This is a genomic window from Paraburkholderia caledonica NBRC 102488 (assembly GCF_000685095.1).
Lineage (GTDB): Bacteria > Pseudomonadota > Gammaproteobacteria > Burkholderiales > Burkholderiaceae > Paraburkholderia > Paraburkholderia caledonica.
In genome coordinates this window covers 100,532-123,851 of sequence record NZ_BAYE01000006.1, presented here as the reverse complement: position 1 = coordinate 123,851, position 23,320 = coordinate 100,532, and the positions used below count along the sequence as shown (strand labels likewise).

Annotated in this window: 22 protein-coding genes; 7 read left to right on the top strand and 15 right to left on the bottom strand. The window is 62.9% G+C overall.

The genetic code is table 11. The features are described from left to right. Positions 1–2: 2 nt before the first annotated feature. Positions 3–3,485 carry a transglutaminase family protein gene (locus tag BCA01S_RS14415; protein WP_027777499.1) on the bottom strand — a complete coding sequence of 1,161 codons (3,483 nt, stop codon included), beginning with the start codon at positions 3,483–3,485 and terminating at the stop codon, positions 3–5. A 235-nt stretch (positions 3,486–3,720) separates the two neighbouring features. On the opposite strand from BCA01S_RS14415, the gene BCA01S_RS14410 reads away from it, so the two are divergent. Beyond that, positions 3,721–4,845, top strand: coding sequence for a zinc-binding metallopeptidase family protein (locus BCA01S_RS14410; RefSeq protein ID WP_027777498.1), 1,125 nt, complete (start codon positions 3,721–3,723; stop codon positions 4,843–4,845). 146 nt (positions 4,846–4,991) lie between these two features. On the opposite strand, the gene BCA01S_RS14405 is transcribed toward BCA01S_RS14410, so the two are convergent. Continuing rightward, entirely contained in the window at positions 4,992–5,423 is a 432-nt protein-coding gene (locus BCA01S_RS14405; protein ID WP_027777497.1) for a phasin family protein, read from the bottom strand. A gap of 259 nt (positions 5,424–5,682) precedes the next feature. Between BCA01S_RS14405 and BCA01S_RS14400 the strand changes: the two genes are divergently transcribed. After that, the gene (locus BCA01S_RS14400) at positions 5,683–5,883 is read left to right on the top strand and encodes a hypothetical protein (protein WP_027777496.1); all 201 of its coding nucleotides are present in this window, start codon (positions 5,683–5,685) and stop codon (positions 5,881–5,883) included. A 473-nt stretch (positions 5,884–6,356) separates the two neighbouring features. Next, the gene (locus tag BCA01S_RS14390) at positions 6,357–7,124 is read left to right on the top strand and encodes a DUF4410 domain-containing protein (RefSeq protein ID WP_027777495.1); all 768 of its coding nucleotides are present in this window, start codon (positions 6,357–6,359) and stop codon (positions 7,122–7,124) included. A 112-nt stretch (positions 7,125–7,236) separates the two neighbouring features. Here BCA01S_RS14390 and BCA01S_RS14385 read toward each other — a convergent pair whose 3' ends face one another. Together BCA01S_RS14385 and BCA01S_RS14380 are read right to left on the bottom strand one after the other, a co-directional pair. Continuing rightward, positions 7,237–7,629, bottom strand: a complete 393-nt coding sequence (locus BCA01S_RS14385) for a response regulator (RefSeq protein WP_020068123.1) — start codon at positions 7,627–7,629, stop codon at positions 7,237–7,239. 226 nt (positions 7,630–7,855) lie between these two features. Beyond that, positions 7,856–9,652: a cytochrome c biogenesis protein DipZ gene (locus tag BCA01S_RS14380; protein ID WP_027777494.1), complete on the bottom strand. Its 1,797-nt coding sequence runs from the start codon at positions 9,650–9,652 to the stop codon at positions 7,856–7,858. A 348-nt stretch (positions 9,653–10,000) separates the two neighbouring features. Between BCA01S_RS14380 and BCA01S_RS14375 the strand changes: the two genes are divergently transcribed. Both BCA01S_RS14375 and BCA01S_RS14370 read left to right on the top strand, forming a co-directional pair. After that, the gene (locus tag BCA01S_RS14375) at positions 10,001–10,552 is read left to right on the top strand and encodes a thioredoxin family protein (protein ID WP_027777493.1); all 552 of its coding nucleotides are present in this window, start codon (positions 10,001–10,003) and stop codon (positions 10,550–10,552) included. A gap of 92 nt (positions 10,553–10,644) precedes the next feature. Beyond that, complete coding sequence (locus tag BCA01S_RS14370; RefSeq protein ID WP_027777492.1) at positions 10,645–11,559, top strand: LysR substrate-binding domain-containing protein; 915 nt, start codon at positions 10,645–10,647, stop codon at positions 11,557–11,559. Between the two features lie 9 nt (positions 11,560–11,568). Here BCA01S_RS14370 and BCA01S_RS14365 read toward each other — a convergent pair whose 3' ends face one another. Then, on the bottom strand, positions 11,569–11,823 hold the full coding sequence (locus BCA01S_RS14365) for a tautomerase family protein (RefSeq protein WP_027777491.1): 255 nt from the start codon (positions 11,821–11,823) through the stop codon (positions 11,569–11,571). 58 nt (positions 11,824–11,881) lie between these two features. Next, the gene (locus tag BCA01S_RS14360; RefSeq protein WP_027777490.1) at positions 11,882–12,592 is read right to left on the bottom strand and encodes an SDR family NAD(P)-dependent oxidoreductase; all 711 of its coding nucleotides are present in this window, start codon (positions 12,590–12,592) and stop codon (positions 11,882–11,884) included. A 391-nt stretch (positions 12,593–12,983) separates the two neighbouring features. Between BCA01S_RS14360 and BCA01S_RS14355 the strand changes: the two genes are divergently transcribed. Further along, positions 12,984–13,922, top strand: coding sequence for a YihY/virulence factor BrkB family protein (locus BCA01S_RS14355; RefSeq protein WP_027777489.1), 939 nt, complete (start codon positions 12,984–12,986; stop codon positions 13,920–13,922). Positions 13,923–14,036: 114 nt separating this feature from the next. Here BCA01S_RS14355 and BCA01S_RS14350 read toward each other — a convergent pair whose 3' ends face one another. The 9 genes from BCA01S_RS14350 to BCA01S_RS14305 form a co-directional block, all read right to left on the bottom strand. Then, positions 14,037–14,915: an ABC transporter permease gene (locus tag BCA01S_RS14350; RefSeq protein WP_027777488.1), complete on the bottom strand. Its 879-nt coding sequence runs from the start codon at positions 14,913–14,915 to the stop codon at positions 14,037–14,039. Continuing rightward, on the bottom strand, positions 14,912–15,751 hold the full coding sequence (locus BCA01S_RS14345; protein WP_027777487.1) for an ABC transporter ATP-binding protein: 840 nt from the start codon (positions 15,749–15,751) through the stop codon (positions 14,912–14,914). Before BCA01S_RS14345 ends, BCA01S_RS14350 begins: the two co-directional genes overlap by 4 nt. An 84-nt stretch (positions 15,752–15,835) precedes the next feature. Beyond that, positions 15,836–16,888, bottom strand: coding sequence for an ABC transporter substrate-binding protein (locus BCA01S_RS14340; RefSeq protein ID WP_027777486.1), 1,053 nt, complete (start codon positions 16,886–16,888; stop codon positions 15,836–15,838). Between the two features lie 76 nt (positions 16,889–16,964). Further along, positions 16,965–17,873, bottom strand: coding sequence for a TauD/TfdA dioxygenase family protein (locus BCA01S_RS14335; RefSeq protein WP_027777485.1), 909 nt, complete (start codon positions 17,871–17,873; stop codon positions 16,965–16,967). 175 nt (positions 17,874–18,048) lie between these two features. Next, positions 18,049–18,627 carry a c-type cytochrome gene (locus BCA01S_RS14330; protein WP_027777484.1) on the bottom strand — a complete coding sequence of 193 codons (579 nt, stop codon included), beginning with the start codon at positions 18,625–18,627 and terminating at the stop codon, positions 18,049–18,051. Next, on the bottom strand, positions 18,620–19,897 hold the full coding sequence (gene soxC, locus BCA01S_RS14325) for a sulfite dehydrogenase (protein WP_042318642.1): 1,278 nt from the start codon (positions 19,895–19,897) through the stop codon (positions 18,620–18,622). The genes BCA01S_RS14330 and soxC overlap by 8 nt, the downstream gene beginning before the upstream one ends. 107 nt (positions 19,898–20,004) lie before the next feature. Continuing rightward, complete coding sequence (locus tag BCA01S_RS14320) at positions 20,005–21,348, bottom strand: ATP-binding protein (RefSeq protein ID WP_027777482.1); 1,344 nt, start codon at positions 21,346–21,348, stop codon at positions 20,005–20,007. Next, positions 21,345–22,085: a response regulator gene (locus tag BCA01S_RS14315; protein WP_020068109.1), complete on the bottom strand. Its 741-nt coding sequence runs from the start codon at positions 22,083–22,085 to the stop codon at positions 21,345–21,347. The genes BCA01S_RS14320 and BCA01S_RS14315 overlap by 4 nt, the downstream gene beginning before the upstream one ends. A 126-nt stretch (positions 22,086–22,211) precedes the next feature. After that, positions 22,212–22,583, bottom strand: a complete 372-nt coding sequence (locus BCA01S_RS14305) for a GFA family protein (protein WP_027777481.1) — start codon at positions 22,581–22,583, stop codon at positions 22,212–22,214. Between the two features lie 475 nt (positions 22,584–23,058). Between BCA01S_RS14305 and BCA01S_RS14300 the strand changes: the two genes are divergently transcribed. After that, positions 23,059–23,289, top strand: a complete 231-nt coding sequence (locus BCA01S_RS14300; protein WP_027777480.1) for a DUF4148 domain-containing protein — start codon at positions 23,059–23,061, stop codon at positions 23,287–23,289. The last annotated feature ends 31 nt before the right edge of the window (positions 23,290–23,320 follow it).

Sequence of the window (23,320 nt, the reverse complement as noted above, 5' to 3'; positions counted from 1 at the left end):
TCTTACCCGTAGCGCAGATCGAGCGTGAACGGAAATTCGAGGCTGCGTTGCGGCGCATCGACTGCAAGCGGCCCCGGCGTATGGCCCGACGCGAAGAACCGTGCGCGCCGCCGGCTTTCGGCTTCGTAGGCGTTCACGGGGAACGTCTCGTAGTTGCGCCCGCCCGGATGTGCGACATGATACTGGCATCCGCCCACCGAGCGGCCATTCCATGTATCGACCAGATCGAACGTGAGCGGCGCGTCGACGCCGATGGTCGGATGCAACGCCGAAGGCTGCGACCACGCGCGAAACCGCACGCCCGCCACATATTCGCTGACGCGGCCTGTCGGCTGCAACGGCACGGGCACGCCGTTGACCGTCAGCACATGGCGGTTCTCGTTAAGCCCCAGCGCACGCACCTCGAGACGCTCCACCGACGAATCCACATAACGCACGGTGCCGCCCGGCGAGCCCTCCTCGCCCATCACATGCCATGGTTCGAGCGCATTGCGAATGGTCAGCGATACGCCGCTCACCGTGGTCTCGCCGACCAGCGGAAAGCGGAACTCAAAATGCGGTGCGAACCAGCTGCTGTCGAACGCGAAACCCGCGCGGTTCAGTTCGTCCAGCACGTCGTCGAAATCCATCTTCACGAAGGTGCCGAGCAGGAACCGGTCATGCAGTTCCGTGCCCCAGCGCGTGAGCCGCTGCGTGTACGGCGTGTGCCAGAAACGGGCGACCAGCGCGCGCAGCAGCAACTGCTGCACGAGGCTCATGCGCGCGTGCGGCGGCATTTCGAAACCGCGCAATTCGAGCAGGCCGAGGCGCCCCGTGGGTCCATCGGGCGAGTACAGCTTGTCGATACAAAATTCCGCGCGATGCGTATTGCCCGTGACGTCGATCAGAATGTTGCGCAACGAGCGGTCGATCATCCACGCGGGCAGGTTCGCACTGTCGCGTCCGCCGAGCAGATCGATCTGCCGCTGCAATTCGCGCAACGCCACTTCGAGTTCGTAGACCTGATCGTTGCGTGCTTCGTCGATGCGCGGTGCCTGGCTCGTCGGGCCAATAAAAAGCCCTGAAAACAGATACGAAAGCGAAGGATGGTTATGCCAGTACGCGATCAGACTCGCGAGCAGGTCCGGACGCCGCAGGAACGGACTGTCGGCGGGCGTCGCGCCGCCCAGCACGAGGTGATTGCCGCCGCCGGTGCCGGTATGGCGTCCGTCGGTCATGAACTTCTCGCTGCTCAGATAGCTCTGCGCCGCCGACTGATAGAGATACTCGGTGTGATCGACCAGTTGAGCCCAGTCCGCTGCCGGATGAATGTTCACCTCGATCACGCCGGGGTCGGGCGTGACCTGCAGCATTTTGAGGCGAGCATCGCGCGGCGGCGGATAGCCTTCGAGCACGACCTGCATGCGCAATTCGGAGGCCGTCGCTTCGACGGCGGCCAGCAGATCGAGATAGTCGTCGAGTTCGGTGAGCGGCGGCATGAACACGTGCAGGAGCGATCGGCCGCTGCCGAGCCCATCGGCTTCCGCTTTGGGACCGGCCGCGCGCTTCGGATCGCGCGCCTCGACGCAAATCGCGGTGCGAAGCGTTTCTTTCGACGACTCGCCGCGCGCGGGCGCAACAGACGCGCCGGTATCGCCACGCTGAGACGCATACGCGAGGACAGCACTGCCGGGCATGCCGCTCAACAGATCGCCCGCCGACGACGACAACGCCGCAGCGCGCCGCGCGTCAGCGCCAGTCATTTCGTGCCGCTCGCCGTCGTACTGCATGCGCAACTGCGCGGCCGAACGCAACGGCACCGGCGGCGCGAACGGATCGTGTGCGTGCTGATACGGATAGTCGGTCTTCGACACCCACGGCAGCGAATCGAGCGGCAGCCGATAACCCATCGGCGAATCCCCCGGAATCAGATACATGCGTTCGTCGCGAAAGAACCAGCGACCGCTGACCCACTTCGGCGCCTCATGCGGCACATCGCGCTCGCGCGCAAGCGGCAGCACATAGCCGGCCGCGCCGCCGAGACCCGCGTCGAACACGCGGCGCAAACGCACGCGCTCAAGTTCGTCGTCGAGGCGCGCATCGAGCGGATCGACGTTGACGGGCAGACGCCGCTCGCGCCACAGGTAGTACCAGACGTCTTCGAAACCGGGCAGGATGCAGCCTTCGTCGAGCGACAGCTTCGTGGCGAGGTGCGTGAGAAAGCGCTGAGCGTCGGCGGCTGTGTAGGTGCCGGGCTCGCGTTCGTCGGCGAACAGCTCGGGGTTCTGCCAGCACGGCTCGCCGTCGGCACGCCAGTACAACGACATCGCCCAGCGCGGCAACTGCTCGCCCGGATACCATTTGCCCTGGCCGATATGCAGGAAGCCATTCGCGCCGTAGCGTGAGCGCAGCTTGTCCATCAGCGCGACGGCGTAGCCGCGTTTGGTCGGGCCGAGCGCGTCCGTGTTCCATTCGGCGGCGTCGCGGTCGCGCACCGACACGAACGTCGGCTCGCCGCCCATCGTCAGGCGCACGTCCATGTCCGTGAGTCGACGGTCGACCTGCGCGCCCATGTCGAGGACGTCGCTCCAGACTTCGTCGCTATAGGGCTTGGTCACGCGCGGCGTTTCGAGCACGCGGCTGATCGACATGGTGTGGCTGAACTCGACCTCGGATTCGTCCACCGCGCCCGAAATCGGCGCGGCGCTGCCGGGTTCCGGTGTGCAGGCGACCGGAATGTGGCCTTCGCCCGCAAGCAGGCCCGAAGTCGGGTCGAGCCCGATCCAGCCGGCGCCTGGCAGATAGACCTCGCACCATGCGTGCAGGTCGGTAAAGTCGACTTCAGTGCCGCTCGGACCGTCGATCGATTTGATATCGGGCGCAAGCTGCAGCAGATAGCCCGATACGAAGCGCGCTGCAAGGCCCAACTGGCGCAACGTCTCGACTAGCAGCCAGCCCGAATCGCGGCACGATCCAGCGCCGCTCACGAGCGTTTCCTCGGGCGTCTGGACGCCGGGCTCCATCCGGATCAGATAGCGGATTTCGCGTTGCAGCCGCTGATTCAACGCGACGAGGAAGTCCGCGGTCGCGGTCGGCGCGCGGTCGATACTTTCAACGAACTCGGCGAAGCGCGGCGTCATGGGGCGCTTCACGCGATACGGCGCGAGTTCGAGAGCGAGGTCCGGTGAATACTCGAACGGAAATTTTTCGGCCGACGGCTCCAGAAAGAAATCGAACGGATTGTAGACGGCCATCTCGGCGACCAGATCGACAGTCACCTTGAACTCACGCGTCTTCTCCGGGAAAACGAGCCGCGCCTGATAGTTGGCGAACGCGTCCTGCTGCCAGTTGATGAAGTGTTGAGCCGGCTCGACCCGCATCGAATAAGAGAGGATCGGAGTCCGGCAATGCGGCGCAGGCTTCAGACGCACGACCTGGGGCGACAGCGCAACCAGCCTGTCGTAACGGTAATGTGTGACGTGGTTCAACGCGACGCGTATGGACACACCGGACTCCTGGTCTATGGTTGGCAGCCCGCCAAAAGCAAGCTTTATGCCGTTCGTCTGAAAGCCGCATGCGGCCACGGTACTGCCGTTGACAGAGCCGTGCACCAAATAGAGGCGGCGCCGATGCACGATCATGCCCATACTGTGCGTTAAAGCGGTGACGTCTGGCAAATGCGGCATGAACATTGCGCGACGTCGACGCTCCTTACAGTCACTCACCGCCCGGGCTTCGTCCATGAAAACGTTCCACTGCAATCGCTGCTCGCACCTTGTGTTCTTCGAGAACGTCCGGTGCGAGCGCTGCGAGGCGCTACTCGGCTATGTGCCGGAACTGCGCGAGATCAGCGCTTTCGAAGACGCGGGTGAAGAGCGCTGGCGCAGTCTGCACCCGCAAGCGGACGGCGCGCTTTACCGGCAATGCCATAACTACTCCGTTGAGAACGTCTGCAACTGGATGATCCCGGCCGATTCTGGCGACACGCTGTGCCAGTCATGCCAGTTGACACACACCATTCCCAATCTCGGCGCGCCCGAGAACCGGCTTTACTGGTATCGGCTGGAAGTGGCGAAACGCCGGCTGCTTTACACACTCGCAGAATTTGGCCTCGATATCGAATCGCGCCAGGAAGATCCCGAGCACGGTCTCGCATTCGAATTTCTGGAGGACGGCGGCGACGGCTCACGTGTGATGACCGGGCATGACAACGGGCTCATCACGCTGAATATCGCCGAGGCCGACGATGCCCACCGCGAAAAAGTGCGCACCGCGATGGGCGAGCCGTACCGCACGCTGCTCGGCCACTTCCGCCACGAAATCGGCCACTACTACTTCAGTCAACTGGTGGAGAACAGCCCGCGCTGGCTCGAACCGTTCCGCAAGCTTTTTGGCGACGAGCGCGCCGATTACGGCGAAGCGCTCGACGCGTACTATCGCGACGGCGCGCCGGCCGACTGGCAGGCGTCGTACATCAGCGCGTATGCGACGATGCATCCTTGGGAAGACTGGGCCGAAACCTGGGCGCACTACATGTTGATCGTCGACGTGCTGGACACGTCGACCTCGTACGGCGTCGCGCTGCTACCCGACGATCCGAGCGAACCGACGCTGACCGACCGCACACCGGTTGAAGACGCAAGCTTCGATAATCTGATGAAGCGCTGGTATCCGCTCACCTACGCATTGAACAGTCTGAACCGCAGCCTCGGCATGGCGGACGGTTATCCGTTCACTTTGGCCGTACCGGTAGTGGACAAATTGCGCTTCGTGCATCGCGTAATTGCGGACGCCGGGAATAAATCATCGACTTCGCAAAGCTCGAAAAGTCCGGCGAAGCAGGCGGCGTCGAAGCAGGCAACGTAAAGCGTGCGCTGACGCACATTGCGCCGCATTCGGGGCGGCCTCATACAAGAAAAGCCGCGAACGGCTCGACGGAATCCGACGACCATTCGCGGCATTGGCTCTTTGCAACACCTGTCGCAGAGAAGCGATTCAGCACTCTTGCGCGCTTACTTTTTCGGCTGTTGCTGTTGCAAAAGCGAGCGTAATTCCTGCACGTTCTCTTCCACGCGCTTGGCGATCACCGCATACGACTCGGCTTGCGTCTGATACGCCGCCTGTGCGAGCTGCTGCATATCCGCGAGCGACTTGTGCAAGCTTTGCTGGATCAGCTCGGCTGTCTTCGCCGAAGGCGTGGAACCGCTCGCCGAGAGCTGCCCCGTTAGCGACTGCAACTCGGTGAGCGTCGTGCGCAGCATCTCAGCCTGTTTCTGCGCGAGCGACTGCATGCCCTGGAACGCTGTCTGATTCGCCTGAACCAGTGCTTCGACGTCCTTGCGCCGTGCTTCCATGATGGCGGGCACGTCGAAACCGGGCAGCTTGAACTGCTCCAGCATTTTGGTGAAATCGCCAAACGGATTGGCGGTATCAGGTCGGTCCATGCGAAATCCTCCTTTACGGTTGAACAATCGCCACCGGCGCCGCGTCGCAAGATTCACGCGATGCAGGCACCTGCGGTATCCGGTGCGCCGCGCCCCGCCACAGCATTGCGCGGCTGTGGGGTCGGACGGCACATTGCGTCAATCATGCGCCATCCCACGCTATTGCGCCAGCGCATGCGCCATTCCCGCACGCCACCCGACGCGAATAGCTCGCCTGGCAAAAGGCTGGGCGCAAGACTTCGTAAGCGTGGAGGAGCCAGTGGGTCTTGCCGTGATCAACGACCTCGAACAGTTGCGCCGACTGTACGCATTGACCGGACGCCCGGGCGACATCGTCGCCGTGTATCACGACGTGCTCAACAGGACTCATGACCCGATGCTGCGAAACCGCAGTAACGCTATTCCCACTGGAAGCGCTGCGGCGAACAGGCCGCCGCCGACGTTCGTCGCGCAGCGTTAGTTCTCACACATTGCCGCTCACTGGCCGCTTTTTCCTCTTCCGTCAGGTGATTACGATAAAGGCTGTCTAAACGCCCGTGCGAGTGAAGCATGCGTTATCCAGTCGATGTGGCCGTTGCCGCGGCTTTGCTTGTGTTCGTGCTCTGCTGCATCGTGACGCTTGCGTTGAACTAAACCCTTCTGCACGTTGCGCCGGCCATGGCCGCGCGACGCTTCTCAGCTGTCCACGGTGCATTAAACCCATGCAAAAACGCCCGCTCTGCGCGTGACATTGCGCGAAATAATTGTTCGATGGAGTTGGACAAGCGCCTCCCCCATACTTCGTTTCGCTGCCGGTGCGTACGAAACAGAACGCAAGCGATCAAGAGTGCTTTACGTGCGATACCTGTCGCCGATGATCACGATCCCCCGGTTGCCGGTCATCGGAAGATACGTTCGAACACTACGGCACCACGTGCCGACAACGAGACAACCATGCTCAATTCAATCAAGCTCATCAAAAAGAACACGGCCCGTGTTGCCTGCGTCGCACTTGTCAGCGTCAGCGCGTTGCTGACCGGCTGCGCGGGCGGCAGCGTCAGCAATCCGAGCGCGGCTACGGCGCAGCCGACCGTGCGTCCGGACAACATCTACGTCTACACGTTCGATACGCAAGCCGACCAGGTGAAGCTCGACGGCGGCATGCTGCAGAAACTGAAGACGCATATCGGCGGTTCATCGGCAGCACAAGAGCAATCCAACGACGCAACCGAAGTCCGCGAGCAGGTCGCGAACGAAATCGTGCACCAGTTGCAGTCGATGGGCCTGCGCGCGATCCGCTCCGACATACCCGCGCCCGCCGATCAGAACGTGCTGATGGTGCAAGGCAGCTTCGATAAGATCGACGCGGGAAACCGCCGCCGTCGGACACTGATCGGTCTCGGAGCCGGCAAGAGCGAGGTGAGCAGTTCGGTGCAGATCTTCTATAAGCCCGCAGGCGGCGCGCCGCAGCTGGTGCAAACCTTCGACGCAAGCGCCGACAGCGGCAAGACGCCGGGCATGGCCGAGACTGCAGGCGTGGGCGCGGCGGCGGGAGGTATCGTGACGTCGGCGGCCGTGGGCGGCGGTTTGCACGCGGCCTCCGAAACGAAGCGCGCTGGAGTGTCCGCCGACGCAACGCGGCTGGCCGATGCGGTGGCAAAGCAGATCGCGCAGATCGGCGTGAGCGGCGGCTGGCTCTCGAGCAGCCACGTCAAGGGCTGACGAAAGCCGTGCGGCTCGGGCGTGAGCCGGGCCGCACGAACTGCATGGACAGCGCTCTCCTTTTTCCCGGTCGCGCGTCGCCAGAAACCGCCACGGCCGCCGCCAAAGACGATCAGTTTGTCTCGCGCCAGAGATTGCGCATCAGCGCAAGCAAAGCGGTCGGCGCGGTGCCCTTCTGGCAGTAGCCGTCGAAATTGTGACGGCCACGCCCGGTTTCCCGCACATGGTCTTCGTCGAGCGAGGTAAACGCGACAATGCCAAGACTCGGCGTGGGCAGATAGGTGCGCAGCGCGCTGGCCGTTTCATAGCCGTCGCGCTCCGGCATCATGATGTCGAGCACCACCACGTCGGGCACCCAGTCTTTCACGCAGCGCAGCGCCTCGTTACAACCAATTGCCGCACGCGCTTCTACACCCTCGTACGAAAGATAGGTAGCGAGCGCTTCCGCAGCGCCCGCGTTGTCGTCGACCACGAGGACGCGCGGCACCTCGTGCAATACCCGCACCTGGCGGGCGCTCCATCTCTGGCAGCTACTCGTTGTCTGGGACATGTGTCACGATTTGCAATAAAAAACTATCGCAGCGCAGCAAGTCGCATTCCACGGCGCGCTTGCAGGAAGGTCGTCGCGTCGCTCTCCTGCGTCGCGCCGCGCAGGCAGGCAGGCAGGCAGGCACGGACACCGTGCCGCACTTGCCTGTCCCGGCCGGCTCCGCAGCCGAACTCCGGTTGTGCTAGCCGAATGTAAATGCGTACGCGCTCACCCCTGAATCGAGAAACTGGATCTCGAACGTTCGGTCCTGAACCGGCCCGCTTTGCCGCACGAGCTGATAAAGCCGCTCTTCATCGACAACGCCGACGCCGTTCGCGTCCGTGTCCGCGCCATGCGAAGCGCCCGGCGGCTTCCCGTCGATCGTGACTTTGAACCTCACCGGCTTGCCGTCCGCCATCGGCCCCAGCACAAGATGCAGGTCGCGCGCGTGGAACCGGTAGGCGATCTTTCCACCGCTTTTGGCCAACTGCGCGCGCTCGCCGCCGACATTCCACTCGCCGTCGAGGCTCCAGCTTCCGGACGGCAGTCGGGCGGGCGAGGTGTATGTGCGAAGCACGTCCGGCGCGAGCGTTTCCGGCGACGCAAAACCTTCCGCCTGCCGATAGCCGACGTAGGTCTCTCCCGAGCGCAAATCCCGCGGGTCGGCGGCAGCTTCAATTCCCGTCGCCTTCGCCGCACCCGCCGGTGCCGGCAGCTTCGTATGCCCCGCGTCCGCCAGCAATTGACGGATGACTTCTTCAGATTGCTCGTACCCGCCCTCTCCGAAATGGTGATAGCGAATGTCGCCGTGCGCATCGACGATATAAAAGGCCGGCCAATACTGATTGTCGAACGCCTGCCACACGGCGAGCTTGTTATCGATCGCGATCGGATAATCGACACCGAGATCCGCCGCGGCTCGCTTCACGTTTGCAATGTTGTGTTCAAACGCGAATTCCGGTGCGTGCACACCGATGACGACGAGCCCGTGATCGCGATAACGGCTCGACCACGTCTTCAGATACGGCAATGTACGCAGACAGTTGATGCACGAATACGTCCAGAAATTGACGATCACCACTTTGCCACGCAGATCGGCCGTTTTCACCGGTGGCGAATTCAGCCAGCCGACCGCGCCCGACAGCGACGGCATTGCGCCTTCCACGGGCAGCGCAAGCGGCGCTGCAGCACGCATTGGATTAGATACTTCGCTGCCCTCAGCGCTCGCGCTGACCTTCAGCAACCCGCCGGGGTCCGGGCGCTGCGCATTCGCCCTCGGCGACCAGCGCTGAACCAGTTTTCCTTCGATGCCGGTGGTATTCAACGAAGGCAGATAGGTCAACGCACGCGTATCGACACCGAGCGCAATCGCCCCAGCGGAAACGAGCACTGCCACGCCGAGCACCTGGCGCACGCGCTCGCTCGCTCCGTACGAGCGCTTGAGCGTGGCGAGCAGCCGCCCGCCAATTGCGAGGACGATGGCAAGCGAAGTCGCCGCACCCGCTGCGAACGCGAGCAACGGCAAGACACTCGCTCCGCCTGGTCGATGCAGGATCACGCCGGTCATCACGAGACCGAGAATCGGGCCTGCGCACGGAGCCCACAGCAGCCCGGTCGCGACGCCAAGCAGCACCGACGACACCACGCGCGGTTCGCCGCCGTCGCGGCGCAGCGCGCTGTCGAGACGATTGCCGGCACTGACGAGCGGATGCGTGAGCCGCTCGGCCAGCGTCGGGAACAGCAGCGCAGCGCCGAATACGCCAAAGAACGCGAGCGCGATCCACCGGCCGTATTCGTTGACGTGTGCGACCCAGGTGCCGCCGGCCACGGCGAGACTCGCGACGGCCGCGAAGGTCAGCGCCATGCCGGCCAGCAGCGGCAACCCGTGCCGGACGAACGACTGATCGACGCGCGCAAACACGAGGGGCACGACCGGGAGAATGCACGGACTGAGAATGGTGAGCATGCCGCCGGCAAAGGCGAGAAGTATGAGCAGCATAACGATGTCCTTTCGTTCAATGAGTTCGTCGGCCAGGTCAGTAGACCAGGGCGGAACGCTTACATGCATTGAACTACCGGCACGTATCGGGCTTGTGTCGGTGCACGCGGCGAAGTGCAAGCTCATGTATCGGCGGCTGCCTGGATACAGTGCGACACAAAAGTCGTTGAGCCTCGCGGGACGGGCATGACTTTGTATCTCAGCGTATCGGGCGGCTGTGCTGACACAAAACATTGCGCACGAGCTCAGGCAGCGACACATGCCAGATACGTCGGCGGCGCCCAATGACGTCATGTCTACCGATCAACCCTTGCGCGCAACCCGCGTCTTCTAAAAGGACATTCGATCATGCACGCCCGACTCAAAACGATCGCCACTGTCGGCTCATTTATCGCGCTTGCGCTGCTTGCCAGTCTGCTTGCAACGCGCGGCAGCGCGATTACCGCGGCCGAACGCAATGCGCCGGCCGCGCCTCAGATAACCGGCATCGACAAGTGGCTCAACAGCCCGCCGCTCACACTGCCGCAACTGCGCGGCAAGGTCGTGCTAGTCGACTTCTGGACGTATTCATGTATCAACTGCGTCAACACGCTGCCGTACGTGAAGGGCTGGTACAAGCAATACGGCAATCAGGGACTGGAAGTGATCGGCGTTCACACTCCGGAATACCCGTTCGAACGCGACGCCGGGCACGTCAGCGCGGCACTCAAGAAGTTCGACATTCAATATCCGGTGGCGCTCGACAACCAGTACGCGACGTGGAACGCCTTCAATAACCAGTACTGGCCCGCGCTGTATCTGTTCGACAAGACAGGCCACGTCGTCTACAGCCACTTCGGCGAAGGCGATTATGCACAGACGGAGGCAAAGATTCGCGAGTTGCTGGCGCAACCGGGTTGACGTCATGCGGCGCCGCCGCATTCCGGTATTGACGACGCCGGGTCCGCCTGCGAGCATGCGTCAATCTAATTAAGCAGGCTTGGCGACGGTCCATGCGAGCACCCAATCATCTGAATGCACTGCGCGCTTTCGAGGCGGTCGGCCGGCATCTGAGTTATGTCGCCGCTGCGGAAGAACTGCACGTGACTCCCGCCGCGATCGGCCAGATGGTTCGCGGGCTGGAGGAAACGTTGGAGATCGAGTTATTTCATCGCTCGACGTCGGGCGCGTCGCGGCTCATGCTGACCGACGCGGCCCGCGCGGCCATGCCCGAACTGCAAGCGGGTTTTGAATTGCTCGCGACGGCTGTCGAGCGTCTGAAGGCCAGCAAGGAGCGCATCACGGTGACAGTCACCGTGCCGCCCGCTCTCGCCGACAAGTGGTTCTTGCATCGCGTGGAACGATTTCAGCGCAACTATCCGCGCTACGATCTGCGGATCGACCTGTCGCTTAAACTCGTCGACTTCACCGCCGACAGAGTGGATGCCGGCATTCGCTACGGCACGGGCCAGTGGCCGGAGCTTACCGCAACGTTCCTGATGCGCGACGAGTTCTTCCCGGTGTGCAGCCCCGCGCTACTCGCGGGCGAACATCCGCTCAAGACACCCGCCGATCTGAATTACCACCCGTTGATACACGACATCTCGATGCGCATGGCCCCCACCTTCCCCACCTGGCGTTCCTGGGTGCAAAAGACGGGTAACGCGGGCGTTGTCGACTGCGATCGCGGACTGCAAATCAACGACTCCGCCGCAGCGATCCACACCGCAATCTCAGGCAATGGCGTGGCACTCGGCAGGACCTGTCTGGTGGAACGCGACATCGCGGAGGGCCGTCTCGTCCGGCCCTTTGCGGAGGCGCAGACTTGCGAACTCGCCTACTACGTGGTCCACCGGAAAGACAACGGCAACGAGCCCGCAGTGGTCGCATTCAAGGAGTGGCTTCTTGCGGAAGCCAGCGCGCGGTAGCCGCGCGGCTCAATCGGTCTTGCCGCTCTCGCCGCTTTTCAGCGCTTTCTGCTTGCGGTATTCCTGAACCGGCAAGCCGCCCCAACCCCAGTTTTCCATGTCCACTTCTTCGATCACGACGAACGTGGCTTCGAGCGGCTTGTTCAGCACGTCGAGCAACACGTGGCTGACACCGCTGATCAAGCGCGCTTTTTCGTCGGCGGTGACCGATGATGCGCCAGGCTTCGTTCCCTCGCGCGTAACCTGAATCGTGACGATAGGCATGTCGTCCTCCATGGCAAAGCGGGCGCCGCCAATCGGCGCCCGGTTATTTTCGATGGGTTTAGTGACCGGCGCTCTGGCCGCCGTCCACGTGCAGGATTTCGCCCGTCACGAACGGCGCCGCGTCGAGATACAGCACAGCCTGCACGATGTCGTCCATTTCGCCCATGTGGCCGACCGGGTGCAGCGCACCAAGCGCTGCATGCGTTTCGACCGCATGCATCGGCGATTTGATGATGCCAGGCGACACCGCGTTGGCGCGAATCCCCGCTTTTGCGTATTCAATGGCGATCGACTTCGTCGCTGAGTTGAGGCCGCCTTTCGTCAACGAGGCAAGCACCGAAGGTACGCCGCTAACAGCGTGATCCGTGAGGCTCGTCGTAATGGTGACGATGTGCCCGCTTTGGCGCTTTTCCATTTCGGCAATGGCGAGTTGAGTAATGTTGAAAAAGCCGTCGAGGTTCACGCCTTTCACCAATGCGTAGTCTTCTGCCGTATAGCTGGTAAAAGGCTTCGCGAGGAAGACGCCCGCGTTGTTGACGAGCGTATCGATCCGGCCGAAACGCGCGACACCTTCTGCGATCACGCGCCGCGCGGTGGCCGGGTCGGCGATGTCGCCAGCGACCGTGGCGATGTTCGGGTCGTCGAACGGGGTAATGCCGCGCGCCGTTGCGACCACTCGATAACCGCGCTGACGGAAAGCCTTGACCAATTCGGCGCCGATGCCTTGCGATGCGCCCGTCACCACTGCGACTTTTTCCGACGTATTCATGTTGTGCTCCAAAGTATTTAGATTCAGATATGAGAGCGTGCTGCCTGGCCGGCTGCCGCTTGCTGAAGCGGGTTTTGCAGTGCGCCCTCGGTGACTGAACTATCGGCTTTGCGCGGCCATTGGACAAACGAGAAGATCTGCTGCGGCGGAAAAGAAAAACTACGGCGGCCGCGCGGGTTTCGACGAGGCGCCAATCGACATTGGACAGCGTCGAGAGGGGCAAGCCGCGGTTGCCGGTGTCGATACCGACGCTGACAGCCGCGGCGGCTCGCGTGGCGGGCAGGCACAAGGGATGCGCAGTGCAATCCAGCGCTGCGGGCCCGCCGGGCGGGCTTAGCCGCCGGCTAACCGGGAGCCGCGGAGCGTCATCATATTCAACGGCGAGGCGTATATGAACAGGATCTCATCCCGCGCGGCGGTGTCGAAAAACCACGGATGGTTGCGTAACGCTTTCACCGTCGGCGTCAACGCAGGCAAGCGTTTCATGTCGGACCGCTGCCCGATGATGGCCGCCAGCGTCGGCTTTTATTCGGCTTTCTCGCTGGCGCCCACGCTCCTCATGGTGCTGGCGGTCGCCGGCTGGTTCTTCGGTGAAGACGCGGCACGCGGACGTCTGTTCGATCAGATGCGCGGCATTCTCGGCAAAGACGCGGCTGAGGCGATGCAGACCATCGTCGAGCACGCGCATCGGGCGAGCGGCGGGGGCATTGCCGCAGTGGTGTCCCTCGTGCTGCTGATCGTCGGCGCATCCGCGACTTTCACTTCACTGAACACCGCGCTCGATGTCGTCCTCGAAGCTGCGAAAGACGCCAAAAGCAAGGGCAGCATCACCTGGCTCGTGCGGACCCGGCTGGTGTCGGTCGGCATGGTGCTCGGCCTCGGCTTTCTGCTCGTCGTGTCCCTCGTGCTCGACACCGCGATCACGTATGCGGGCCATGCGATATTCGGCGATTCGCCATTAGTCGTCGTCACCGCGATCCTGCAAACGGTAATAGGACTTATCGTGCTGGGCGCCGCATTCACCGCGCTCCTCAGATGGATGTCGGACGCGCACGTGAGCTTCATGCACGCCGCGATTGGCGGGATGACAGCGGCAGTACTATTCTCGGTTGGCCGGCACCTGTTCGGCCTTTACCTCACGCATGCGGGCACAGCCAGTTCGTTCGGCGCAGCAGGCTCGCTTGCGGTGTTGATGATGTGGCTCTACTTCTCCGCAGCGGTGTTTCTGTTTGGCGCGGAAGCGACGGCCGAACTCGCAGGACGCAACGAAGTGAAGGACGAAGAAAGGGACCGGCCGTTGTCGGTGGGTGCGGCACGTTCGCGTGGGTGATGGCGCGGTTGCGTCAGTACTTTACTGCGCCGCTGCGCTGGTGTCCGGATCGCTTGTGCAGCGAAGCGCATGGCGGCATGTGTGCCGTTCGCCCAGCGGCCGCAGTTACCAAACCTACTGCTGCACCCCCCAGCGCCGCACCGTAACCCGCTCCAGCGTATCGAACACCAGGTGCTCGACCAGCAGTCCGATCACGATCACCGCGGCGAGCCCAGCGAAAACGCGGTCCGTGTACAACTCATTGCGGTTCTGAAAGATGTACCAGCCAAGTCCGCCGCTGCCCGAACTCGCGCCGAACACGAGTTCTGCCGCGATCAGCGTGCGCCAGGCAAATGCCCAGCCCACGCGCAAGCCCGCGAGAATTGACGGCAATGCGGCCGGCACGAGAATCAGCAATACATGGCGCATTCCCGTCAGTCCATAGTTGCGTCCGGTCATGCGCAGCGTGGCCGGGACCGATTGGAAGCCGGAATACGTGTTGAGCGCAAGCGGCCACAGCACGGAGTGCACGAGCACGAACAACAGGCTGCCCGTGCCGAGGCCGAACCACAACAACGCAATCGGCAACAGCGCGACGGAAGGCAACGGGTTGAACATCGCGGTCAGCATCGACAGTAAATCGCGGCCCACACGTGTGGACACGGCAAGCGATGTCAGCACGAACGCCAGCGCCGCACCCAGCAGATAACCGCGCAGCAGTACCGACATCGACACGGCCGTCTTTTGCAGCAATTCTCCGGACCACACGCCCTGCACGAATGCGCTGAACGTCGCGCCGAACGTGGGCAGCAGCAGATCGTTGTTGACCACGCGCGCCGCAATTTCCCATGCAGCGATCAGCACTAGCGCAATGAGCGTTTTGCGCAGCCAGCTCTGCGCGAAAATGCGCCTCGTGAGCGGCAGCGGCGCCTCAATGACGAGCTCGCCGAGCGGTTCCAGAGGGCGCTCGTATTCTTCGCGAACCGGCGGCAGTAATGTAGCGGGCGAACTCATTGCACAGCCTCCGTCTCGTCGAACAACAGATGATGGATACGTGCGACGCTGCGCTGAAAATCGCTGCGCCCAAAGCTGTCCTGCGAATACTGGTGACTGTTCAATTCCGCACGCACTCGGCCTGGATGCGGCGACAGCAACAGTATGCGGTTGCCCACCACGAGCGCCTCTTCGATTGAATGCGTGACGAAAAGCAGCGTGAAATTCACTTCTTCCCACAGGCGCAGCAGTTCTTCCTGCATCTTGCGGCGAGTCAATGCGTCGAGCGCGGCGAACGGTTCGTCCATCAGCAGCACGCGCGGCTGCATGGCGAGAGCCCGCGCGATGGCCACGCGCTGCTTCATTCCGCCCGACAACGTATGCGGATAAGCGTTCGCAAACGCAGCGAGGCCGACTTTCTCCAGATAATGCAGAGCACGCTCGTTGGCCTCCGCGCGCGAGAGCTTCTTCGCAACGCGCAGCGGAAAGGCTACGTTTTGCAGCACTGTCTTCCACGGCGGCAACTGGTCGAACTCCTGGAACACGACAATGCGGTCGGCGCCTGGGCCGCGCACGATCTGACCGTCGAGCGAAATGGTGCCCGACGCCGGCTCGATGAAGCCGCCCACCGCCTTGAGCAGCGTCGACTTGCCGCAACCGGACGGTCCGAGCAGCACGAAGCGGTCACCGCCGAAGACGTCGAAGCTGACGTCGTGCGTCGCGCGGACGATGCGCTCGCGCGTCCGGTATTCCAGGCTGACGTTCTCCACCGCGAGCAGCTTTTCGCTGACGGCTGGCCCGCTGCGCGCCGTGCGCTCGGTGTTGTGTGGAAAGAGAAGCGTAGGATTAGCCACCATCGGATCGCTCCCAAGATGTGGATTGCGCGGAACCGTCAGGCACTCGCTGCATTCCGTCGATGTTAAAAACGCGGCGTGTCATGCTCAACTGCCGGCGGCCGTTGCGGGGTCGTCGAAGAAATAGTCTTTCCACGACTTCGGTTCGTTTTTGATCGCACCGACGCGATACATGAATTGCGCGAGCCCCAATGTATTTTGCGGCGCGATCTTGAACTCCACCTGCGGATTTCTGATGATTTTCAGCAGCAGCGCACGGTCGATTTTCGATTTGTTCGTGCGCACATAAATGTCGGCCGCAGCTTCCGGATTCGCAGCGATGAACTTCGACGCGTCGGCCAGTGCATCGACAAACGCGCGGTAAGTCTTTGGATTGCCGTCGCGGAATTTTTCCGTCGCGTAGAGCACCGTTGCCGAACTCGGCCCGCCGAGCACATCGTACGAATTCAGCACGATATGCGCCTTCGGGTTCGCTGCGAGTTCCTGATCCTGAAACGGCGGATTGCCGAAATGCCCGCTGATTTCAGTGCCGCCCGCAATGATCGCCGCCGCCGCGTCGGGATGCGGCAGTGCCTGCGTGTATTTGTCGAGGCGGTTGTATTCCTTGTCGCCCCACCGCTTCGCCGCGGCATATTGCAACACGCGGGACTGCACCGACACATTCACTGCGGGAACGGCGATGCGGTCTTTTGCGCTGAAATCGGCGATGCTCCTGACGTCCGGATTGTTACTCACCAGGTAGTACGGCAGATTGCCGAGCGAAGCCACGCCCTTCACATTCTGCTTGCCGTGCGTGCGGTCCCAGATGGTCAGCAGCGGGCCCACACCGGCGCCTGCAATGTCCACCGCGCCCGACAGCAATGCGTCGTTGACGGCTGCCCCGCCAGAGAGTTGCACCCAGTCCACTTTGATATCGAGACCTTGCTTGCGGCCTTCCTTCTCGACGAACTGCTGATCGCGCGCAACGTTCAGCAGCAGATAGACAATGCCGAATTGCTCGGCGATACGGATCTGCCCTTCGGCTCGCGCAGGCGCGGCTGCGCTCATGCCGGCCGCGCCGACAGAGACGGCGATCAACGTGGCAGCGAAACGTCGGGCAAGCAACGACCGCACGGCGGTCGAATGAAACCTGGCAAACATCGGAACTCCGGTCGGCGAGAGGTGTGAATTGTTTGAGTTGTCGGCTATAGCGCTGCGCTCGGCGCGCCGGGTGCAATCAGAACGGCACATCGCCTTCAATCGTCGTGCGATAAAGCTTGCGGCGCAGATTGTCAGGCGTGCCCGCCGCGAGGTGCATCAACGAGCGGTTGTCCCAGAACACCATGTCGTGCTCGGCCCAGCGGTGCCGGTACACATGCTCGGCACGCACGCTATGCGCGAAGATTTCGTCGAGTAATTGCCTGCTCTCGTCTTCCGGCAAACCAATCACGCGCGTCGTGAAATGCTCGCTCACGAACAGCGCCCTGCGCCCGGTCTCAGGGTGCGTTCGCACGATCGGATGGACCACCGGCTTTACCTGCGCAATCTGCTCCGCAGAGAGATTCGGCCGCCACGGGCTGCGTTTTTGCAACTCGGCGTATTTCGCGAGATAGGTGTGCTCGGCGGACCGGCCTTCCACCGCGCTGCGCAGATGCGCGGGCAATGTGTCCCACGCAAGGTGCATGTTGGCGAACAGCGTGTCGCCGCCTTCGACCGGCAATTCCTGCGCGTGCAACAGCGAGCCGAGGCTCGGTTTTTCCTTATACGACAGGTCCGAATGCCAGTAGTGACCGGCGTCGCCAAGGCCGATTGGCTGCCCTTTTTCGACGATGTTCGACACCACCAGTACTTCCGGATAGCCAGGCAACTGGAACTGGTGCAGCACGTGAATCTGCAACGGACCAAAGCGGCGGCTAAATGCAATCTGCTCGTCCGGTGAGATGCGCTGATCGCGGAACACCAGCACATGATGGTCGAGATGCGCGCGGTGAATGCGCGCGAAGTTCTGCGGGCTGAGCGGCTTGCTGAGATCGAGCCCGAGCACTTCGGCTCCGACGGGGCCGTCGAAAGCGCGAATCTCGATGTGCTGATCGGCGATGGCGCCGCCGGCGTCGTGCGCGGCGGTGGGAGCAAAGGCTGTCGTCACGGGAAACTCTTCGTCGTATCTGTTCGCGGAACGCCGTACCGGCGCAGTCAGATGAATGTACCGGCGCACACGCGCGAGGACAACGAAGCAAATCCGATACGGATATCTGCTGGAGTGATAAACCCGATGTTTCAACGCGCGAGAGCCGCGCAAGAGCCTTTGTTTGCGCGGTGCGTCACAGTCGTCCGGGACGCGGATCGGGCACGAAACCGTCGCGATTGGGCATTGCGACACGCGGCAGCGACGCTGCGTCCAGCCGCGTATCGGCGGGAACGATGCCGTTGCGGTTCAGCAGGAATGCGCTGAGCGCATAGACCTCGTCGGCGGAAAGGGATTCGGGCGCGTTGTAGGGCATCGCGCGGCGGATATAGTCGAAGAGTGTCGTTGCATAGGGCCAGTAGCTGCCTACGGTGCGCTTGGGCTTTGCGCTCGACAACGTGCCCTGGCCGCCCACCAGCGGGTCGCCGAGGCCGCCTTCGCCCTGCGCACCGTGGCACGCCGCACATTTCGCGGCGAACACGTGCGCGCCGGTCGCAACATCGCCGCTGCCCGCGGGCAGGCCGCGGCCGTCGGGCGCCACGTCGATGTTCCAGGCGGCGATAGCCTGCTCTGTGAGGGGCGCGCCGATGTCGTGCGGCGCGCTTACATTGCGAGCATCGGGGGCAACCGTTGAACACGCAACGAGCGCCGTGATCGACACCAGCGCGGCGCACGCTGAACGTACGGAACGACCGATTGAACGGCGCTCACGCATTGCGCACCTCGCCGTTGGCATCGACGCGCCATTGCTGGATCGCGTTGTAGTGGTACTGCGAATTCAGGCCTCGCGCGGCGACCAGTTCCGCGCGCGTGGGCTGCACGTAGCCCGTGGAATCTGTGGCACGAGAAACGATCGCGGACGGCGCGCCGTCCCAGCGCCAATCCGCCTCGAAGCGCGTCAGCGCGCGATCGCGAGCGGCGCTGTCCAGACGCGCAAGCCGCCAGGACGCGCCGCCATCGGTCGACACTTCGACCTTGCGAATGGCGCCGCGCCCCGACCACGCAATGCCGCTGATCGGGTAAAAACCATGCGTGGTGAGGCGATGCCCCGGCGACGGCCGGGTAATAACGGACTTCGCGTCCATTTCGAACACGAACTGGCGCGCGCTGCCGTCCGCCAGCAGATTCGTGTATTTCGACGTTTCCTCGCGCGTTTGCAGCGGCGCGTCGACCACTTTCAGCCGCCGCAGCCATTTGACGTTGGTATTGCCCTCGAATCCGGGGACGATCAGCCGCAGCGGATAGCCGTTCTCGGGCCGCAAGCGCTCGCCGTTCTGCGCGTAGACCACGAGCGCGCGATCGAGTATGCGATGGAGCGGCAGGCTGCGCGTCATGGCGGCGGCGTCCGCGCCTTCAGCGAGCAGCCATGGGCCGTCGTTGGCCTTGCCTTGTGTCGACAATCCTCCTACCTCTTCCAGCAACGTGGAAAGACGCACGCCCGTCCATTCGCAACACGACAACAGGCCGTGAGTCAGTTGCACGGGCAGACCGCTCGGACCGTTCCACTCGCTGCCGGTGTTGCCCGAACATTCGAGAAAGTGGATTCGCGACTCCGCGGGCAGGCGCAGCAGATCGTCCATTGTGAACAGTTTCGGCGTGCGCACGAGGCCATGAATCGCGAGGCGGTGCTGATCGGAATCGATGTCGGGCACGCCACCATGATGACGTTCGTAGACGAGTCCGTTGGGCGTAATGGTGCCGAAAAGATCGGCGAGCGGCGTCATCGACGAGGCCGCGCCGGGCAGCGGCCATGCGCGCGCGCTGCGGCGCACCACATCCGCCTCGCGCGGCGACGGCACACCATAGGGATGATCGAGTACGGGCGCACCGGGCGTGCGGCTAGACGGTGCGACTTCGAGCGGCCGCAGCAGCTCGCCTGCGGCCGCAGCTTGCGACGCAACCAGGCCGCCCGCGGCGAGACGGCCCAGCAGCCGGCGGCGGCTACGCGATGGCGGCAGATCGGGCGACGTTTTGCTTGGGGTCATTGCGGCAGCGGCGCTTCATGGAGAAGTCGACGATGCTAGCAATGCACGCCGCCGCGGCCAAACGATCAATCGTGATATGCATTGCAACGAACGCTGCCGTGACCGCTCTACGCCACCGCGGCAGGCGACGCCATGACCAGGTTGCGCAACGTGAGCCTCGCTTCCAACCCACCGCCAGCGCGATTGTGGAGTTCAAGGGTTGCATCCATGGCGAGCGCCAGTTGCCGCGCGATTGCGAGACCAAGCCCCGTTCCGCCCGTCTGACGGTTACGCGACGCTTCGAGCCGGTAGAACGGCTGGAATACATCTTCAAGCGAATCGGCCGGAATGCCGGGGCCGCGGTCGAGCACGGCGACGCTCGCCTGTCCACCAGGCAACATCGCCACGTCGATCTCCGCGCTGCCACCGAACTTCAGAGCGTTATCCACCAGATTGCCGACGATACGCCGCAGCGCCTGCGGGCGCGTCATGAGCGGCATGCCGAAGCGGCCCTGCAACGACACCGCCTGACCGGCGTCGACATAATCGCAAACCAGACTGTCGAACAACGCATCCGGGTCGATACGGCACGGCAATTCCGTTGCGCCGTGCAAGGTGCGTGCATAGGTGACGCCCTCTTTCACGAGCGCTTCCATTTCCTGCAAATCCTGGCGCAGTTTGATGCCTTCAGATTCGGCGTCCATCATGTCGACGCGCAAACGCATGCGCGTGATCGGTGTTTGCAGGTCGTGCGAAATGGCCGCGAGAATTTGCATGCGCTCGGTGACGTACATCGCAATGCGTTCCTGCATCGCATTGAATGCACGCGCCGCGCGCGCGACCTCGGACGGCCCGCTTTCGCTCAGACGCGCAGCCTTGAGATCCGGCCCGAGCGCGTCGGCGGCGACCGCCAGATCGTGCAGCGGGCGCGTGGCCGTGCGCACCGCCAGCCAGCAGCAGCCAAGCAGCACGACGAGTTGCAGCAGCAGCACGAGTGGCAGCCAGCGCGATAACGGCGCGCCGGACATAGGGCGCATGTCGATGGTGAGCGGCGTGCCGTCGGTGAGCTTCAAGTGAACCTGCAGCCGTTCGCGGTCGCCCGGGACCGCATTCACCGTGAGTGGATAATTCGTGCCTATGCCCTCGTCGATAGACCGTGCGACACGCGCGGACAGATTCGCGTCCACCGGTCCACCGCTCACGCCCGGCCCGAGCATGAATTCATAGCTGCGCCGCGCGAGACGCGGCAGCCACTGCGCACGTTCGTTGGCGGGCAGATGGTCGAGCAGCGCGACAGAACTCGCGACCTCACGCTCGATGTAGCCCATCATCACGTTCGTCATGGTCTGGTCGCGTTCGGTCATGGTGAGCCAGAACGACAACGCCTGCGCAGAGGCGAGCCCGAAGAACAGGATCACCGTCAACCTTGCGAAGAGCGTGCGCGGCCAGTGCAGCGACGAAATAAGGCTCATTGCTGATCCTCGATCGCGCTGACGGACGCCGAGAACACATAGCCCTCGCTGCGCAGCGTCTTGATGTAACGCGGTTCGCGCGCGACGTCGCGCAGGCGCTGACGCAGACGGCTCACCATCAGGTCGATCGAGCGGTCGAACTGATCCGCCTGACGGCCTTGCGTCAGATTGAGCAGCTGGTCGCGCGTCAACACGCGCTGTGGATTATCCAGGAACACGCGCAGCAGACGGTATTCGGCGCCGCTTAGCGCGACCATCGTGCCCTCGGAGTCGAGCAGATGACGCGCCGTGGTGTCGAGCCGCCAGTCGCCGAATTCCAGCATTTGCGCAGTCTCCGTCACCTGCATGCCGGGCGGCAGCATGCGCGCGCGGCGCAGCACGGCACGGATGCGCGCGAGCAGCTCGCGCACGGCAAACGGCTTCGGCAGATAGTCGTCGGCGCCCATTTCCAGACCGAGGATGCGGTCCGCTTCCTCGTTGCGCGCTGTCAGCATCAGCACGGGCACCGTGCGGAACTTGCTCGCGCGCAACTCGCGGCACAGCACGAGACCGTCTTCGCCGGGCATCATCAGATCGAGCACGATCAGGTCCGGCGCGCCTTGATCCAGCACGGCGCGCATCTGTCGTCCGTTGGCGGCAAGCGAAACGCGCATGCCGTTCTTTTCCAGGTAGCCGGCGATCAGTTCGCGGATTCCGCGATCGTCGTCGACGATCAGTACGTGGTCGATCGTGTCCATCAATGGATCATCTCTTTTGACGTTTCACCTGCACCCGGCTCGTACACAGCATTGAACACTGCACCGGATGCGCCCATTCCGCAGCCATGCCGCCCGCGATAAACGCGATGATTGCCAGCAGCCGCCTCATGCGTCCTCCACGACGGAAAGACTGGCGCCGTCGGAAAGACCGGCATCCAGCGTATACGGATCGACGCCTTCCAGGCAACCGATATTGACGCGCCAGAGCTTCGGATCCTTGCGCGTCTGATGAAACGGATAAATACCGCAGTGCTTGCAGAAGAAATGCTTCGCCACGCGCGTGTTGAACTGGTACAGCGTCAGCGCATCCTCGCCTTGCTTGATCGTCAACTGGTCAGCTGTGAACGGCGGGGTCATCAGCGCGCCCTTGCGCCGGCACAAGCTGCAATTGCAGCGCGCCGCGGGCGCGACAGGCGTGTTCACTTCGAATTTGACGGCCCCGCAGTGGCAGCTTCCTTTCAGCAAATCGGTGTTCATGCGGACTCTCCTGATAGTGCAATGTCTGCTTTATAGCGCGCGGAGAGCGGCAATTTATGTCGCAATGTATCCGGGCTCGCCCCTGACACATAACATTGCACCGACGCCCGTGGCGGCCCCACGGTGCACGTGAATGCCGGCCAATGAGCGCGTCGCGGTTCGGTCAGACAAAAAGTTCAACGACGGGCGCATCCGCGAATAGGTCAGAGAGCCGGACGATCGCCAGATGGCGTCATGCGCTGAATCTCACTGCACGGGCAGCGGCTTTGTATCGCAGTGTATATGCGGGTTCACGCGATACACAGCCTTGCAATACGCCGCTTTGCTGACACAAGCCAGATACCCGCCGCCGTTCTAATGCCTCAACGACGGAACACGGGCAGCGCTCCTGATGCAGTCTTGCCGGCATTGCCGGAACTGCGGCGCGCTCCCCGGTCCACGGACGCTTTTTACTTTATCTCTCACGGAGCACGACATGAAAGTATCCACGATCGCTTTGACTTTGGCCCTTTCCGCTACCACTCTTCCCGCTTTTTCCGCCAATCCTTCCACGGTTGCGATGAGCAATGGGGACGCGCAGCAAACGCACCAATGGACGCCGACGCAAACTGCGGCGAAAAGCCGTGCCGAAGTGCGTCAGGAACTGGCTCGCGCGACGAAAAGCGGGGAGATCGCTTCACTGAACAAGCTTTATCAGGGCAGCTAAGCGTCAGACTCGAGATCAACCTGTTCCCACC

Coding starts and splice junctions, on each gene's coding strand:
- BCA01S_RS14340 (WP_027777486.1), bottom strand. CDS start 16,888: ATGTTTGCCAGGTTTCATTCGACCGCCGTGCGGTCGTTGCTTGCCCGA.
- BCA01S_RS14405 (WP_027777497.1), bottom strand. CDS start 5,423: ATGGACCGACCTGATACCGCCAATCCGTTTGGCGATTTCACCAAAATG.
- BCA01S_RS14350 (WP_027777488.1), bottom strand. CDS start 14,915: ATGAGTTCGCCCGCTACATTACTGCCGCCGGTTCGCGAAGAATACGAG.
- BCA01S_RS14330 (WP_027777484.1), bottom strand. CDS start 18,627: ATGCGTGAGCGCCGTTCAATCGGTCGTTCCGTACGTTCAGCGTGCGCC.
- BCA01S_RS14305 (WP_027777481.1), bottom strand. CDS start 22,583: ATGAACACCGATTTGCTGAAAGGAAGCTGCCACTGCGGGGCCGTCAAA.
- BCA01S_RS14320 (WP_027777482.1), bottom strand. CDS start 21,348: ATGAGCCTTATTTCGTCGCTGCACTGGCCGCGCACGCTCTTCGCAAGG.
- BCA01S_RS14300 (WP_027777480.1), top strand. CDS start 23,059: ATGAAAGTATCCACGATCGCTTTGACTTTGGCCCTTTCCGCTACCACT.
- BCA01S_RS14410 (WP_027777498.1), top strand. CDS start 3,721: ATGAAAACGTTCCACTGCAATCGCTGCTCGCACCTTGTGTTCTTCGAG.
- BCA01S_RS14355 (WP_027777489.1), top strand. CDS start 12,984: ATGAACAGGATCTCATCCCGCGCGGCGGTGTCGAAAAACCACGGATGG.
- BCA01S_RS14345 (WP_027777487.1), bottom strand. CDS start 15,751: ATGGTGGCTAATCCTACGCTTCTCTTTCCACACAACACCGAGCGCACG.
- BCA01S_RS14365 (WP_027777491.1), bottom strand. CDS start 11,823: ATGCCTATCGTCACGATTCAGGTTACGCGCGAGGGAACGAAGCCTGGC.
- soxC (WP_042318642.1), bottom strand. CDS start 19,897: ATGACCCCAAGCAAAACGTCGCCCGATCTGCCGCCATCGCGTAGCCGC.
- BCA01S_RS14390 (WP_027777495.1), top strand. CDS start 6,357: ATGCTCAATTCAATCAAGCTCATCAAAAAGAACACGGCCCGTGTTGCC.
- BCA01S_RS14315 (WP_020068109.1), bottom strand. CDS start 22,085: ATGGACACGATCGACCACGTACTGATCGTCGACGACGATCGCGGAATC.
- BCA01S_RS14360 (WP_027777490.1), bottom strand. CDS start 12,592: ATGAATACGTCGGAAAAAGTCGCAGTGGTGACGGGCGCATCGCAAGGC.
- BCA01S_RS14380 (WP_027777494.1), bottom strand. CDS start 9,652: ATGCTGCTCATACTTCTCGCCTTTGCCGGCGGCATGCTCACCATTCTC.
- BCA01S_RS14375 (WP_027777493.1), top strand. CDS start 10,001: ATGCACGCCCGACTCAAAACGATCGCCACTGTCGGCTCATTTATCGCG.
- BCA01S_RS14370 (WP_027777492.1), top strand. CDS start 10,645: ATGCGAGCACCCAATCATCTGAATGCACTGCGCGCTTTCGAGGCGGTC.